At 42.8% G+C, this 16,018-nt stretch carries 12 protein-coding genes and 2 pseudogenes; 1 reads left to right on the top strand and 13 read right to left on the bottom strand.

Annotated features, from left to right (window positions below; translation table 11 throughout):
* Positions 1-159 precede the first annotated feature (159 nt).
* Positions 160-1,272, top strand: coding sequence for a Fic family protein (locus BLQ17_RS18775; protein ID WP_176761312.1), 1,113 nt, complete (start codon positions 160-162; stop codon positions 1,270-1,272).
* Between the two features lie 935 nt (positions 1,273-2,207).
* On the opposite strand, the gene BLQ17_RS18765 is transcribed toward BLQ17_RS18775, so the two are convergent.
* From BLQ17_RS18765 to tnpA, 13 genes and pseudogenes are all read right to left on the bottom strand, one after another.
* Positions 2,208-2,990: a YdcF family protein gene (locus BLQ17_RS18765; RefSeq protein WP_092225671.1), complete on the bottom strand. Its 783-nt coding sequence runs from the start codon at positions 2,988-2,990 to the stop codon at positions 2,208-2,210.
* Positions 2,991-3,072: 82 nt separating this feature from the next.
* Positions 3,073-4,176 (bottom strand): glycosyltransferase family 4 protein, encoded by a 1,104-nt coding sequence (locus tag BLQ17_RS18760; protein WP_092225669.1) that lies wholly within the window; start codon positions 4,174-4,176, stop codon positions 3,073-3,075.
* 352 nt (positions 4,177-4,528) lie between these two features.
* Positions 4,529-5,114: pseudogene (locus BLQ17_RS23735) on the bottom strand (IS3 family transposase); the annotation flags it as partial.
* A 320-nt stretch (positions 5,115-5,434) separates the two neighbouring features.
* Entirely contained in the window at positions 5,435-5,920 is a 486-nt protein-coding gene (locus BLQ17_RS18745) for an acyltransferase (protein ID WP_218121845.1), read from the bottom strand.
* 9 nt (positions 5,921-5,929) lie between these two features.
* A complete protein-coding gene (locus BLQ17_RS18740) occupies positions 5,930-6,988 on the bottom strand; it encodes a glycosyltransferase (protein ID WP_092225661.1) in 1,059 nt (352 codons plus the stop codon).
* The gene (locus BLQ17_RS18735; protein WP_143005556.1) at positions 6,985-7,557 is read right to left on the bottom strand and encodes an acyltransferase; all 573 of its coding nucleotides are present in this window, start codon (positions 7,555-7,557) and stop codon (positions 6,985-6,987) included. Before BLQ17_RS18735 ends, BLQ17_RS18740 begins: the two co-directional genes overlap by 4 nt.
* Positions 7,554-8,654 (bottom strand): glycosyltransferase, encoded by a 1,101-nt coding sequence (locus tag BLQ17_RS18730; RefSeq protein WP_092225658.1) that lies wholly within the window; start codon positions 8,652-8,654, stop codon positions 7,554-7,556. Before BLQ17_RS18730 ends, BLQ17_RS18735 begins: the two co-directional genes overlap by 4 nt.
* 60 nt (positions 8,655-8,714) lie before the next feature.
* The gene (locus tag BLQ17_RS18725) at positions 8,715-9,272 is read right to left on the bottom strand and encodes an acyltransferase (RefSeq protein ID WP_092225656.1); all 558 of its coding nucleotides are present in this window, start codon (positions 9,270-9,272) and stop codon (positions 8,715-8,717) included.
* Positions 9,262-10,551, bottom strand: a complete 1,290-nt coding sequence (locus BLQ17_RS18720) for a glycosyltransferase (protein WP_092225654.1) — start codon at positions 10,549-10,551, stop codon at positions 9,262-9,264. The genes BLQ17_RS18725 and BLQ17_RS18720 overlap by 11 nt, the downstream gene beginning before the upstream one ends.
* 143 nt (positions 10,552-10,694) lie before the next feature.
* Positions 10,695-11,978, bottom strand: a complete 1,284-nt coding sequence (locus BLQ17_RS18715) for a hypothetical protein (RefSeq protein WP_092225652.1) — start codon at positions 11,976-11,978, stop codon at positions 10,695-10,697.
* Positions 11,979-12,100: 122 nt separating this feature from the next.
* Positions 12,101-12,775 (bottom strand): CatB-related O-acetyltransferase, encoded by a 675-nt coding sequence (locus tag BLQ17_RS18710; RefSeq protein WP_176761311.1) that lies wholly within the window; start codon positions 12,773-12,775, stop codon positions 12,101-12,103.
* On the bottom strand, positions 12,756-14,096 hold the full coding sequence (locus BLQ17_RS22345; RefSeq protein WP_143005555.1) for a lipopolysaccharide biosynthesis protein: 1,341 nt from the start codon (positions 14,094-14,096) through the stop codon (positions 12,756-12,758). Before BLQ17_RS22345 ends, BLQ17_RS18710 begins: the two co-directional genes overlap by 20 nt.
* A 466-nt stretch (positions 14,097-14,562) precedes the next feature.
* Positions 14,563-14,991 (bottom strand): annotated as a pseudogene (gene tnpA / locus BLQ17_RS23855) (IS200/IS605 family transposase).
* Positions 14,992-16,018: the final 1,027 nt, after the last annotated feature.

The following is a 16,018-nucleotide window of genomic DNA, read 5'->3' as shown; positions in this document are numbered from 1 at the left end:
CGTCAAACAAAAGCAGTGCTACAGCTATGGTTTTTATATTGCTCAGATGACAAAATGTGCGGTGTATAGCAGCCATATTCACCGCATATTTTGCGCTTAATCATCTTGACCGTGCGGTGAATAAACTCTATAATCACCTTAAATATTACGGTGATTAATATGTGGATTCATGAACATCAAGACTGGCCAAACTTTATCTGGGACGCTGAGGCTCTCACTACCAAGCTGGCTGATATACGCCATCGGCAAGGGAGGTTACTCGGCCGCATGGAAGGTCTTGGCTTTAAACTCAAGCGTGAGGCAAGCCTCTGCACCCTGACCAATGATGTTGTGAAGTCATCTGCCATTGAAGGCAAGAATCTCAATCCGGAAGAAGTCCGCTCATCCATTGCCAACAGATTGGGAATTGATATCGGCGGTCTCATTTCAGCCAGCCGTGATGTAGAAGACATTGTTGAAATGATGTTGGATGCCACGCAGCAATTTTCTAAGCCCCTGACCAAAGATCGACTGTTTGATTGGCATGCGGCACTATTTCCAACAGGACGTAGCGGTATGCACCGGATTACAGTCGGTGGCTGGCGTACACTGGATACAGATCCTATGCAGGTTGTTTCTGGTCCGATAGGCAAAGAGAAAGTTCACTTCGAAGCGCCTGGCGCTGACCGGCTGGAAAAAGAAATGCAGGCGTTTTTTGATTGGTTTGGTAATGGGCATGATATCGACCCGGTTCTGAGGGCAGGGGTCGCTCATTTGTGGTTTGTTACGATTCATCCATTTGAAGACGGGAATGGGCGGATTGCCCGGGCAATTGGTGATATGGCACTGGCAAGCGCCGACAACACGCAAGACCGTTTCTACAGCCTGTCATCTCAAATTGAGGCCGAGCGCAAGGACTACTACGCCCAGTTGGAAAAGCAGCAAAGCAGCACGCCAGAAATTACAATCTGGCTAGAATGGTTTCTAGATTGTCTGGGACGAGCTATTTCCAGCGCTGAAACCACTCTTGGTAATGTTCTGTTCAAAGCGCAGCTTTGGAATAAGATTAATCAGAAGTCTGTCAATGATCGCCAGCGCCTCATCATAAACCGTATGCTCGAAAATGATTTCAAGGGCCATATGAACACCTCTAAATACGCCAAGCTGGTAAAGTGCTCGAATGATACCGCACTAAGAGATATTCAGGATTTAAAGAGACGCTGCATCTTCATCCAGAACCCGGGTGGTGGGCGCAGCACCAGTTACAGATTGCCGAATCGGGAGGAGATGTAAAGGCTGTCTCCATAAGCAATAAAGATTCATCAACGGCTTCCCTCTTTATCAAAAATTATTTTTCAATTATACGGACTTTCCAAACCTTATCCTGTACCTACCTGAAGTTCTTCGTCAAAAAGTGGATATGATAACTCGCATTATCGTGCGTGTTATCCGTAACCCTTCAATTATACAGGTTTTATATTCAATCCCTATTGCTTTGGCTTCGGCTTGTAAAAAAAAGCATTTGGTTTTTATGAATTATGTAGAATGTGTAGAAAAATATGTAAGTATCAAATAATATCAATGACTTGTTGCAATATGGATCTTCTCTGGTTTCGCTGAAGACCTTTATCATTCCTACTTTGCGAATAACCCCAAATGTTTACTTAGCATTTCCAGCGCTTTGAGCTTGTCGTGGGCCTTTACTTTATACGAAACGCCTATGATCGGCCTGCCCGCGTCGTCATTTATACCTGAGCGGTGAAATCGGATTTGAAAATCGGCAAGCCCTTCAAGGACATTTTCTGGCAGATCAACGAGCGGCTTAAGTTTACCGTCCTCGTCGAACAACTCTCGCTTCTCGGGCTACATAATTACAGCATGTTACATGCACAGCCTTGGCCAAATCAGATGGATGTTTACAGTTTAATTGATAGGGTGGTAGAACATCGGAGATGTTGGCTATCGACAAAGCACTCATGATCGATCCAAAGGGTATTGATGGTTGACGATTTGTCACTTGGGCTCATGCCTAAGACCATTGATATCTGTTACGAATTTATAGAAAAGTTAAACAGCTTGTGAATTCAAGATGATCCCGGCCAAGGATTCCGTTTGATTCCGGGCAAACCAAAAGTAATCAGCGCACATATGTTCTACTTCGACTATTAAGACGGTCGTCGATCAGCGTACACAGGACATGCTTACAATCTCTCCAGAGGATATCAAGATCAACGTCCCGTCAGCCAATAAGCTAATAGCCCCACATATTCCTTGATCGCAATATTCAGGATTTGAAAGTGATGGAGCAGATCCCAATCGATCCCATCGACAAAGCTCGAGGTGCGATAGTCAACCGGGAAGGGCACCAGATTCTGCCACCCTGCCGACGTAAAACTGTGAATGGAACGCGGCATGTGAAAGGCGCTGGTGACCAGCACCCAAACTTCATTTTGACAAGGTGATGCCATTGCGAAGCTGAAGCGTGCATTTTCAGTAGTATTCCGAGATTTTCCTTCAAAAAGCAGCCGTTCTTGTGAGATCCCTTGGTCACGAAAGAATTGCCCCGCCATTGCTGCACCAGAAGTGCTGTTGCCAGCCAGGTCCCTTAGTTCGCCGCTGCCGCCCGTGTAAAGCAGACGTGCCTTCGGAAACCTTCTCGCTAAAGCAAGAGCGGCTGTGAAACGCTCCCCCCCTTCGCTGAGTTGTGATTGTCCCCAAAAGGTGCTGGCTCTCACATCCTCCCCACCACCGAGAACGATGATTCCGTCCACGCGTGAGAGAGGCGGATTGGCGGGGTAGCTGCGCTCTATGGGTTGCAGGAGAATATTTCCCAAGGGAAAAATGGCCAGAACCGCAACTGCCGTGAAAGTCATGATGCAAAGTGCAAGCGCAAACCGCTGCCGGTTGCTGGACAGCGTCAGCACAATCAACCCCAACGCTATAACTAGCCAGGTATCAGGCCTGATCAGTGCGCCGACTAGTTTGGAAATGATAAAGAACATGGTTTGCATCAATACTCATTAATTCTCAACTCAGGGCTTCACTCCAAGGGTACTGCTAGCCTTGGCGACGCAAGGACACCAGATGAGGTCGTTACCGTGCGGAGACAACACCCCTGTACAAGACCTCAAAGTCGTCTGTAATTTTGTCCCAGTTGTAATGGCATCGAACGCGCTCGCGAGCCTGATCTGCAATGGACTGCCGTCGATCTGACGATGCGAGCAGCTGCTCGAGCTGTGTATGGAGATCATCAACACTTTTATTTTTAAACGTAAAGCCTGCACCATCGATGGCCTCTTTGTTTTCCGGGATATCACTGACCAGGCAACAGTTGCCGTAACTCATGGCTTCGAGAAGCGCGATTGATAGTCCTTCGATCTCAGACGGCTGAACATAAACAGCGGCATGGCTGAACAGCTCTTCCAACAGACGCCCGCCGACAAATCCAGGAAACAGGATCCGGGAATCATCCCCTGCGAGCTCCACCATCTGCTGCTTAAATGCTTCGGCACCCTGCGCATCGCCAGCAACCACCAGCTTCATATCGGTATCGAGCTTGCGAAATGCCGGGATCAGGTACTGAGCTCCCTTCTCCTGAACCAGACGAGACGCAAACAAAATATACTTGTCGGCATCCAATCCCAGCTTTTGGATTTCCTGCCGAGCGGGTTTACGCTTCAAATCGGCCCCGGTCGGAATGTAGCGCATCTCAATGCCAGCATGCTTTTGGTAAAAATCGCACTGCGTTTGGGACACAGCAGTATAGGCGTGACAGCTTCGCAAGGATGCTGCCTCCAGCATTTTCAGCACGCGTATCCCTATGCGGTTCCAGCGGGTGCGCTGCCACTCAATGCCGTGCATTTGAAAAACAGTCTTCTGCCCCCTCAAACGCGGCAGCCATCCGAATGCCCCTGCCGCCACGCTGTGGCAGTGGACGACATCAAACCCACCCGATTTAAAGGCGGCAAAGGCTGCTGAGGCTCCGGCCGAAAGCTTTTCCGTGGAGGCTTTTGGGATACACGGGACCGTCACGACGCGCATCCCCTCAACCACAGGCTGCGAGTCGCCATAATGGCCCATGGAAAAAATCGTCACTTCATGACCGCGCTCCACCAGACGACACCCGAGTTCATAGGTATATTTTTCAATCCCACCTCCCCGCTCAAGATTTTTCACTACACTGAATGCAATACGCATTAAAATCTCCTAAATTCATTCATCAAAATGGATGGGAATGGTTTAAATAGTTGGAATAGAGAAAAGCACTGGACTTGTGGCATCAATAGATCAGGTTACGTCCGGTTATTTTCAAAATTTGATACGTTTTTTTTACAACCGCTCGCGATAGTCTTAAAAGCAGATCAGAACAGCAGCCGAGGAAAGAGGTAATAATCACAATAGATTCTATGAAAAAACCCGATAAACAAACGTATTTGTTTTTCTGCTTTTTCAAATTAACCAGCCCTTGCCAGTAGGGATTCGGGCTGCACCCTCTCTGTTTATTCTCCTAAACATAATCGCCCCGGAACTTCCTCCGAGCCACTCATACCTGGTTCGCCTTGTTGATGTTCATACCGCGCAGCAGGTAAGGATAGACGGCGTGGCCGGGATGTTTCTTGCTCGTTTTCAGCTAGCCTCTATGCCCATTCGTTTCATCCAATGTGCCTACGCGAGTGCGGCCAATAGCTTTTCTTCTCGGACAAGCTGACCACGAAGCATGCGTGCGCCCATGAAATGGTGCTCCAGATGGAGCTGGTCGATTCGGCGCATTAGTGCCAGATCATTCTCATTGATCGGCCGAGGCTGGTAATAGGCACAGTCACGGCTGATTCCGAGAAGCTTTGTTTGCTGGCTGATTGCCAGCCTATGTCTACGGTTAATCATCGCTTTGCGCTCAGCAATCCCGCCTTGTTGAGCGCACTCTCTAAAAAATCGTTCTCCAGAGTCAATTGCCCTATCTTAGCATGCAAAACCTTGAGATCGGGGACAGGCTCCTTGCCAGACTCTTTGCCGAATACTGTAGCGGCCTGTTCAGTCAGTTGCCGCTTCCAGGTTGTGATCTGGTTGGGATGCACCTCATACAGCTCAGCCAACCCAGCTAAGGTCTTTTCTCCGCCTAATGCAGCAAGAGCCACTTAGATTTTCCCCTTAGAGGCTTGTTCAAATTCTTTAGGCCAGCTCTTTTCAATCATCCCCGAATGGGGATACTAAAATTAACAGAGGCTTCAAAGCTCAGGAGCGGCCAGTCGCTTCCGCAAGGCGGTCTTGCTCAGGATTTTGGCAGACATCGTACTGCGGACAGCATTGAACACAAATATACTTACCCATCAGGGGCTGGATCTTACTTTTCACCACCCAGAGAAGCATCTTCTTCGCATATTATTCCATCACCGGCGATGCCGATCCAATCATCCAGCAGTTCTTGTTTTTTTCCCGAACCGAGAATACTCTGTGCTCAAACAGGGACAGGCGATTCTCGGTTTGAGATAAATTTTGCGGGAATTCCGCCCCACACTTCGTTTGCGGGGATGTCTTTCGTAACAACAGCATTTGCTCCAACGATAGCCCCATCCCCAATAGACACCGGAGAAGCGATAACCACATTGATGCCAATAAAAACATCTTTACCAATTGAAACGCTCCCTTCATAAAAATGACTGCAGTCTGGAAAATTTTGATCCAAAAAATGAGTTAAAATTTTTGCACCTTCAGTGATTCGAGAGCCCTTGCCGACCGTAATAAGCTGCGGGCGAACCGAATCAAAATACACATCTTCACCCACAAATGTTTTTGATGCAGACTCAAACTTAACCCCGGTGAATGAGTGAATCATTGCGCGCATTTCACCAGGAATAAATGGCATCTTCCGTGCTAAACATGAAAAAAATTTGGCTCGGATTCTGGATAAGTTATATTTCCTCGGAATAATTTTATTAGTCATATTAGTCACTCAATTTTCCAGAAGATTCTCATACGCAGAAATGAAACTCTCTAGAGAATGATTTTTACGCAGTAGTTCATTAGCACGACAGCCAAACTTATCACGAGTGGCTTTATCTCCAGCAAGCGCTCGCAACGCGCCTCCAAGTGATGCCACATCTTTTACAGGACAAACAAACCCAGACTCACCATGCTTTACAAGAAGTCGATTATCTCCCACATCCGTACAAACAACAGGCAAGGAATAATTCATTGCCTCCATGATGGAATTGCTAGTACCTTCAAATAAAGAAGTGGATAAATAAATATCAGCTGAAAGTAAAAGCTCTGGAATATTGGGTGGATTTACATGTATTTTGATTCGACAAGCAATGCCTAGCTCTTTAGCCCAATCTTCTATCTGCTCTTTAAGCTCCCCGTGTCCGACTATAATGAATTCATGCTGTCCATCGGTTTGTGCGAGAACCCTAAATGATCTAAGGGCTGTTAAATAATCTTTTTGCTCAACAAATCGCGAGACAGAAATTACTTTAATGATCTCCATTCCCTTTCGAACAACCGGCGGATTAAAGAATGGGGAACAGTTGGGAATAACATGACATTTTAGTGACTTAAAAAGCCTGCCTGCATAGGCATCTCTACCCGAGAAACAATTAAAAACCGTTTTTGAACAAAACAGATGGTGGGAAACACATTCTAGCACTAGTTTCCACCCGGGCAGGTAACAGTTACGTATTCCCCCATATATCTTTCTGACACCCGCCAATCGCGCAGCCAGCCCACCATAGAAATCAGGCTGAGTTAAATAACAGAATAGCGCATCAACCCGATGGTGCCGTAGATATTTGCTCAGATAAACCACTTTTCGCCAAGGTGCGACATCCGGCAAAACATCCAACTCAACTTGTGCTTCTTTGAGAATCTCAATATTGCTTGTCCGATTCATCGATGGATCATCAATGATCACACGAACATCATGCCCAGCGCCTGACAGTCCGGCAGCCAGCAACGCACACTGTTTTTCAGCGCCGCCTCCAGACATTGTCAAAATATAAAGAGCGACATTCACGGCAAGGCCTCTAAGATCATCTTTCGACGCATCGCTTCAGCCATATCTTTTGTCTCGAAACAATCAGGCAAGTATCGGTCAGCGAACGCATCTACTGTTCCAATTTTTTTCGCTGGTATCCCCGCGGCAATCATTCCGGAAGAAACATCTTTCGTGACCACACTACCGGCACCAATAATACAGTCGTTACCTATGGTAACCCCTGGCATCAATATCGAGTTGTTGCCAATAAAAACATTGTTCCCAACGACAATCTTCCCGAAACGATCCAATCCGGGGCGCCCGAGTTTTTCACGCAACACCCACAGAGCCCCATCATGTGTGATCAGTTGGACCCCAGAACCGATATGAACATGATCTCCGATTTCCAGCAAAAAAGGCTCCGTACAGACAGCCTTTGAATACCAACGACAATTCTCACCAATTTTAGCCCCTTTTCTCGAATAGTATTTTATGGGGTTGACCCACATCGCTAGCACAGAGAAAGCCCCTCCAAAACACTTCGAGAAAATCCAAAACAATGAAAAAAATAATGTCCTCATGAAATGTCCCCAACGAATTAATTTCAATGCTTTCCGCACCTCGAAAACAGCCCTTCATATTCAGCGATAATCTTGTTCAGCGAAAAGCGTTCTTTAATATCAGCAGCAATATCGGCGCGGTCCATTGTTAAAAAATTTGCAGAATCAATGGCTTTAGACATGGATTTAACAGAGCCCGGCTCAACCAAAACTCCGTTTTCCCCGTCACGCACAATCTCGTTAATGCCTCCCGGGCAATCAACCGCGACCACAGGACATCCCAAAGCCATTGCCTCAATCAATACGTTCGGAAATCCTTCCCATTTTGAGGATAAAATCAACGCATCTGCCTGTTTCATCACCGCATAAGGGTTTTCTAAAAAACCGTGAAATGTGACCCGTCCATCTACACACAGCTCTTTCGACAATGCCTCTAAAGATGAGCGATCAACTCCTTCTCCAATAATATGCAAATGAACATCCTTACGATTAACACGCTGAAACGCCCTCAAAAGAAAATCGAATCCCTTTTGCGCATGCAGACTACCCACAGCAATTAAGTTAATAGCCCCCCCTGATTGAAACTCAAAAGAGCCCGACTCGGCCAAACTCTCAACATAACAAACATCAACCGGATTGTTAATCGTCAGCATTTTATCACTTGAGATTTTATACTTACGCTGCACATCGATAAACATATCATTCGACTGACATACAACTGTATGAAAAAACTTATACGCTAGACGAAACACACTATCTGAAAACAGAATATTGCGGTAAACTGTATTTCTCACCGAAGGGATACCTGTTTCCCTCGCTATGAAAACAGTTTTTTGGCCCAAAAGAAACAGACGGGCCAGTGCGACATATATATTAAAAAAAAACGGAGTGCTGATAACAACATCTGGACGGTTCTCTTTGATCACTCGGGCCAATCCAAACCAACACCCCAAAACATCTGATTCAAGTGAAATAACTGGAACGTCCTCTCGTAAACTAGAGAAATAGGGCCCCTTTCGTTTAAGAACAACCAGAATAATCTCGAATCGTTGACGATTCAGATGATTCATCAAGTGAACAAAAACACGCTCAGCTCCACCGCCTACCAGGCTGGGTAAAACAAACAATATTTTGCGACGCTTCATAAAAATATAATTCTTTCAATAATGACCAATACCACTCTGGCATTCTTAGATCATCAATGTCTATTTGTGCCATGCCGATGCTGTACTTTGCTCTACAAGCGCACGTTTCTGGTGACAGCTCATCCCTTTCGAACTGATGCAATGGTGTAGATGCTTTGACCTAAACTCTTCAATACTACAAATCCAGTGCGCTGGAACTCCCCCATAAACAGCATTAGAATCCAGTTTCTTGCAAACCACACTATTTGCTCCAACAACCACATTATCACCAATCACAACTCCGGGAAGCACCTTAACCCCATTACCGATAAAAACATTGTTTCCAATTTGGATCGGAGCAAATCTGTCAAGATTATCATCTTTCTCCAACCCTCTTAAAACCCACACGGCTCCTTCATGAGGAAGCAGTTCAACCCCATAACCAATGCTGACATGATCTCCGATCCGCAACAAATATGGCTCGGTACATATAAAGTTTGAAAGGAACCGGCAATCAACTCCAATTGTAGCTCCATTTTCTCGCAAAAATTCCACGGGAAATAGCCGATAACGAACCTTGCATGCCCATTCACTCCGAAGCCTCGCGAGAAGAGTAAACACCAGTCTTCTAATCCCCATAGCCCACTCCCCTACAGCTTTTCAATAACTCGCGAACATGATTTACCGCACAAAATTCCTTGCGAAGTATCTCCCCCCCTCTATTCCCTATAATATTTAACTGTTCCGGTTTTAATAGAGACCACATTAATGCGTCATGTATCTCGTCAACCGAATCAGGGCAAACAATCAACGCATCAAATTTATTAGTAAAATATTTGTTATGCAACTCAAGGTTGGACATCAGTACCGGTTTTTTATTCACCAAATAATCCATGAGTTTAGTAGGGAAATTATACCGATTAAACGCTACATCCCGCTTGAGTAAAAGGCACAAAAATGCATTGCGTTGAGCCTCTGCTAATGTGTTGCGGTCCACAAAACCAAAGTAACGAACCCATCTGTGCACATCAGCCTCTTCGATGAGTTTACAAACACGGGAGACCGCATCTGGGTGTCCCCCCCCATAAATTCGCAAAGCCACACGCCCTCCATCCGCATTCAATTTGCGCAATGCCTCAAACAGGGGTCGAAACGATTCTTTCCCTGCAGAGACCTGCCCACTATAGAGCAGATAAGGAAGGTTAAAAAACGGATCGTCATAGCTCTTTGGCATCTCAGGATTGACCTCTACGCTGTTTTCACCTGCCAAATACCGCACATTGGGTAAGTACAGCAATTGGTACCTAGAATATCCAAGCCTACGAAGCAATTCCATTAATTGGTCGGTTATACAAGCTACCTTTGTAACAAGAAAACGAAGTACAAGTGCATAAAGAAATATTACAGGTGGAAGGACCTGCAATGCACGCAACAATCGGCGCCATCCTGTCAAATCAGCCTGAGCAGTTAATGACCATGGCTCTTCGACCAAATGATACACTAACGGTAATCCAGAAAAACGACAGGCAACTCCCAAAATTGCTAAAGTCGTTGGCCGTAATGTTTGGGAAAAAACATGGCTAATTGTTTTGCGCCTCCTCCAAATAAACCACCCGGTTAAAAGAGGATTGATTAAAACACCAAGTCGGTAGTTTACGCTATTGCGCCAACCACCATAACCTGCCACAATATTTTTTCTCTTTAGTGGATACGAATACTCTATTCCTCGGTAGGAGCCGTAAGACGCTTCTTGGTCTGATAACGATGGGTTTTGCGGAATGATTATCGGCGAAAATCCCAACTCTTTATATGCTAGAGCAAACTCAACACTAAGGTTACTCGAAGCATTCCCATCAACAAAACCGAACCCACCGCCGGTTATTACAACAGAATTATATTTTAAATTATACAAACCCATTCAACACCAAACATTAACTGCCAAGTCGTGCCCCAGAGAAAAGGCAACACCATATTGATATATAGAGTATAAATCTATCTACATATGCTCCCTACTGAGCCAATCCGAAATAGACCTGGTATAGCCAGCCAATACTATATATTTTAGCATTGCTTTAGACATAAAGAGTCTCTCTTCTTAAAGAGGAAGAACATCCACATGGATGAAAAGAAGGGCACAAACCAAAAAGAGTAACTTACCGACAAAAGAGCAAAGATCACCCCAAGCGCCCACGTACCTTTATAATTGTACAGTTGGGAAAAAAAGCGAGAACTCAGGTAAAGTTGGTAGAAGGCCCACAGCCCGAGAAGTATTCCAAACTGTGCGAAATTGGTTATGATTCCACCTGTAGGTGACAGTATGGAAGAAATTTCAGACCTCACAAAAGAATTGTCTGGAGCAATACCATAGCCCAAGAGGGGATCATCTTTTATGTTCATAAGATGTAAGGCCAAACTGTCAAAGCGTTGTGGTACGATCGAGCGCTCAAGGTCGCCAGCGGCTTCATGATACTTCGCAATTTCAATTAGGCGGGCCATATTGACATCAGAAAACCACAGATCTGATATTTTCTCTCCCACAAAAGGCAAACTTACCGTTCCGATTAACAAAGGTACAATAATTATAACCTTATAAATGCTTTTGAATTTAACCTTCCAATTTTGAATTGCTACATATATAAGAAACAGGAATGCACCAAAACCGGTGGTTGATTGGGTTGTTAATAGAGCAAGACATAGAATCCAAAATGCCCAGTTCCTCTTAATTCTGAATCTATATCTCACCAGATTAAAAAACATGGCGAATATCACCATGCTGGCATACCTACCTGCTTCCCACGAAAAACCCGCGTTTCTTGGTAAGATAGATTCAACATTAAGTTTAAAATTAGATAAAGAAAAGAATAAATTGCTGGCTTCTAAAGTACTGTCAGGCCCAAAGTCATAAACACTTGTTGCCCGCATGAAAGCAGTAAAAGGCAGAGGAGTGGTAGTCTGGAGAATCCACCCAAAGATAGCTAACACACTTAATGCGACAACGATCTGCTCATACATGGTAAACATTCTAATGTCATATATTTTTATCAAAATATATGCAATAAGAATATTGCCAAAGAATATAGCAGAGCCATCGTAAAAGCAACTGTACTTATAGGTTTGCAAAATCACCCATATGCCATAGACCGCAACCACATATATCAATTTATTATTGATAAAATTAACCCGGTGCTTTATTGCCATAAAGAAGGTTAACCCCCAAGGAATTATATAAGCCACAAGCCCACCTCCCTCGGGTCGAACCATACTCTTAGTGGCCGGAACCGCCATGGCTGCATATATAATAACAATTAAAAAATAAAAGTAATCTATTCTATCAATCTTTCTCATTTTACAATAGAATTGTCATGTACAAACTCTGTGTATAATTTCTCATTTCAAAAAATTCAAAATTACCCCGGTATGAAAAATGTTACTATACAAAAAGCCTATATATCAGTAATATTAATTCATCAAGTTTTTAAAATAGAAAAATCATTTTCTAATAAACATTTCCAATTTTCGTGAAACCAATCTTCCGGCATATTCCACCACTCGAATTGCAACAACAAGTCGATTTTATCCTCTGAAAATCTTTTTCTAATTATCTTAGCAGGAACTCCCCCTACAATTGTATATGGTGGTACATTCTTCGTGACTAATGCCCTAGCACCAATAATTGCACCGTGACCAATTTTCAAACCTCCCAACACAGTAACTCCCTCACCGACCCATACATCGTGCCCAATCTCGACTTTTTTATACTCCTCAATATACGTTTTATCTGCAAAGCATTTAAACTTCTTTTTATTCGAATAAAACGCAGGGTGAGTTGATATTAAATTAGTTGGATGTTCTCCTAGTGATATTTGAACATTAGACCCTATAGAACAAAATTTTCCAATCGTACAGTGTTGAAGTTTTGTATTCGAATTAATATATGAATGTGAATCAATATTCACATTCTTTAGTTGCACGTTAGAACCAAAATAATTATACTTTCCAATTTTGGTGTCAATAAAGCTTGAGTGCAGTCCTAATCCAAGAGTAGGCTCACTAAATTTTTTATATTGACAACGCCTTATGTACATTGCTTTCAACATTACCGGGTTAATTATTTTAACAATACTATTTATTCCAGATGCCATTTGCCTTTCCATTTATTATCATTCCATATTGAGCGGGAGCTATTATAAAGGAATAAAAGTTCGAAAAAATTGATGCTATGACAATTCCTTCCACTCCCATATTCAATATTTTTACAAAAATGTAAACTAAAGGAATAAATATCAACGCACCAAAAAACAGACAAAGTATCTGAACCTTCAGCTTGCCTATTCCGTTAGTAAATAGAATAAATATTCTACCAAAAGACAACACCGCAAAATTACAAACAAGTGCTATCTTTAATGGCCAACCCACATGCAATGCTTCCATCCTATCTATACCAATCCATATTCGAAAAAACACGTCTGAAAATATTGTCATTACAATATATCCCACCATAAAAGCTGCAAAAATCTTAATTTGCGAATTTATAGCATTCTTAATCCAAAAAATATCGTTCTTTTCCCAAGCTTCTGTGTATGCAGACCAATATGGTTCATTCATCATTGTAAAAGCCATATTGAGAACACTAAAATATTTAAAAGCTATACTATACGATACAACTTCTTCTGGTCCAAATAAATGAATTGTTATAAAATTCGTACTCTGAAATAATACAAGCGAAAAACATTGTAAAACAAAAAACTGCCCCCCAAGAGACAACAGTTCTCTAGAGTATTTAAAATCAACATATTTATAGGAAGGCGCCAACCTTCTATATTTGCCTACAAAGAATATGATGGATGCAAGGGTCATTACGAATACAGGCATTGCTGACATTGTAAACGAAAGAAATAGTATTGGATTTTGCACATTTTCCTTAATTACCAATATGATTACCAATGTGATAACATTAGCAATAGGATCTAGCATATTTGACAAGGCTGGTTGTTGATCCGCAACAAGAATTATACCTATAAGTTTAGCGATGAAACGAATAAAGAAAAAAGAGAACACAATTGTAGTTAAACTACCGAGAACAGCTTTGTCAATATTAGAATTTAAGACTCCGCTCCAGTTTATTGAGGGAGAAATTAATTGATAAAAAATAAATAGCGACCCAAAAATTATAGTTATTAATGCATATGCTGTGCTTATATACTTTTTCCCTAACTCAAAATCATTGTTTGCCAAAGCTACAGCTAGTTTATTACGTAAACCATTACCTAGACCAATTTCAAAGAACCCAAACCACATCAAAAAGGAGGCCACAGTTAACCAAAGTCCATACTCGGCTGTACCAACAAATTCAATGGTAATTGGAACTAAAATAAATCCTGTTAAAATGCTGACACTTTTTAGAACAAGAGAGCCAATCACATTTTTTTTTATCCGGTTGGTTCTAACATTTCCAGCATTCATACTAATTCAAGAAATTCTTTTTCAGGCCAAGAAATAGAGCGGACCAGCATATGCTAATGTATTCCCGCCGTTTTGTTTTCAATAATGTTTATTACAAAGCCTTAAAACCCTAGGCAAAGCGAACGAAAATCCTAGCCAGCCAGCACATTGGCAAGGTTAGAGTTCAGAGGCTATGCCGAATGAACAGTGATTGAGGTAAATTGTTACTCAGCGGTTGGGGTACCCCGAAAAATAACCACAACCGAGAGTAACAATGTGTAGATTCCGCAAGTTATCACAGACGCTATGGAGTTGCCAATACCATATCGCATGGGGAACCAAGTATCGCTATCGTATATTGGAGGGGTGAGGTGGTCAAAACCATGTTCAAAATCGCCAAAAGCGACAATTTTCAGTTGCCACTGCATTTGGGTATGCAATTCTAGGGACAGAATACTAAACAACCCTCGTCTTCAAGACGAGGGGTTCATGACGGGTCGATTGGACATCGACTATCGTCTGCATTAACCGGTTCGCCCTCATGTTCTTCAATATATTGTTGGATCATCTCATCGGTCATATTGTCAGTGCTCACCGCCAGATAGCTTCTGGCCCATAAATTGCTTCTTTAAGTAATCGAATTCATATAGTAAAACCCGTGAGCTGATTCCTTTTAACCATTGAACTATTTTGCCTATATTTTGAGTCGGCCGTTAACCTATAAACATGTGGACATGATCGCTCGCTACCTTTCCAAAAATCACCTCCAGCTCATGCTCATAAGCTATTTGACGGAGCACGTCACGGGTACGAACGGCGACAGCATCCTTTAGCACTTTTTTCAGTACTTATGGATCCATGCTAGATGAACTTTAAGATCTGTTTTGGTATGATAACCAAGCCTGTAACGTCGCACAGCGACAAATTTAATCTTCTCTTCGCCTAAAGGCGAGGGGGTTCAACCATCCCCGAATGGGGACACTAAATGAATCAACTTTCACATCGGTCTAATCGATCCAAAAATTTGATTGACCGGTGATCATACTCCTTTTTGAGGAGAAACTCGGTCAGAGATTCTCCATCTTATCTGGTGCTACCAGTAATTAATGCTGTTTTCTTCATTTTGCCCCTATCCCCTAACATCCTATACAACATCTTTTACATACAAATAAGATGACTTGAATTGTGAATCTACTACATAGGATTACGCCACTTTTGCCGACTTTGGGCGAATTTACGCAGAGATGCTAAAATATTATGAGATTCGAAATTGTTCGATGTTCTTTTTATTTAATGAATAGGATTCGCTTAAGTGTTTATATTTACACATTAATTTATTTTTCGTGAAAATTTATCGGTTGAATATGTTGACTGCTTAGCTGTGTATTTGCGCACTTTAGAACCCTGAAAATATCCGGAAATCAATGACCGTCATTATATCAAGTTTTAGGCACTATGTTAGAATGCAACATATTGATTTGTATATATTTTTCATGATCGATAAGGACCACTTATCGACGTCTGTGTAAATAATATGACAGCCTCTACACAATTAGTGAACCTGGTAACAAGGTGATCTTTTTTCCTAACAACGTGGACACTGAATTAACTTATCGGGGAGGTATAGTCAAGTCTGGTTTTTGTTGGATTGTGTTCAAATTGTAATGTTTCTACTGTAATTTGAGGATTTCCTCTGTTGAGTTAATGGGTTGTTTTTCTCCATCCACCGATTTACCTCCAAGGGGGCCCAGTAAAGTCCCGATTCTGAGAATGAGCCTCTACTGAATGCTCGTCGGAGGATATTGGGGCCTGGTAGAGCGGATTATTGCTTGGAACCTTTCCTGAGTTTTTCCAGCTATTCCCGTTTTAGCGACTTATTCGCCAAAGACGCAACTCTTCATGAGGTATCAGAGGTTGTCATGATGAATTTTAAAGGAGCAAGG

This window comes from Desulforhopalus singaporensis, from assembly GCF_900104445.1.
Taxonomy (GTDB): domain Bacteria; phylum Desulfobacterota; class Desulfobulbia; order Desulfobulbales; family Desulfocapsaceae; genus Desulforhopalus_A; species Desulforhopalus_A singaporensis.
The sequence above is the reverse complement of the archived record's forward strand: the minus strand, read 5'-3'. Positions and strand labels throughout refer to the sequence as shown.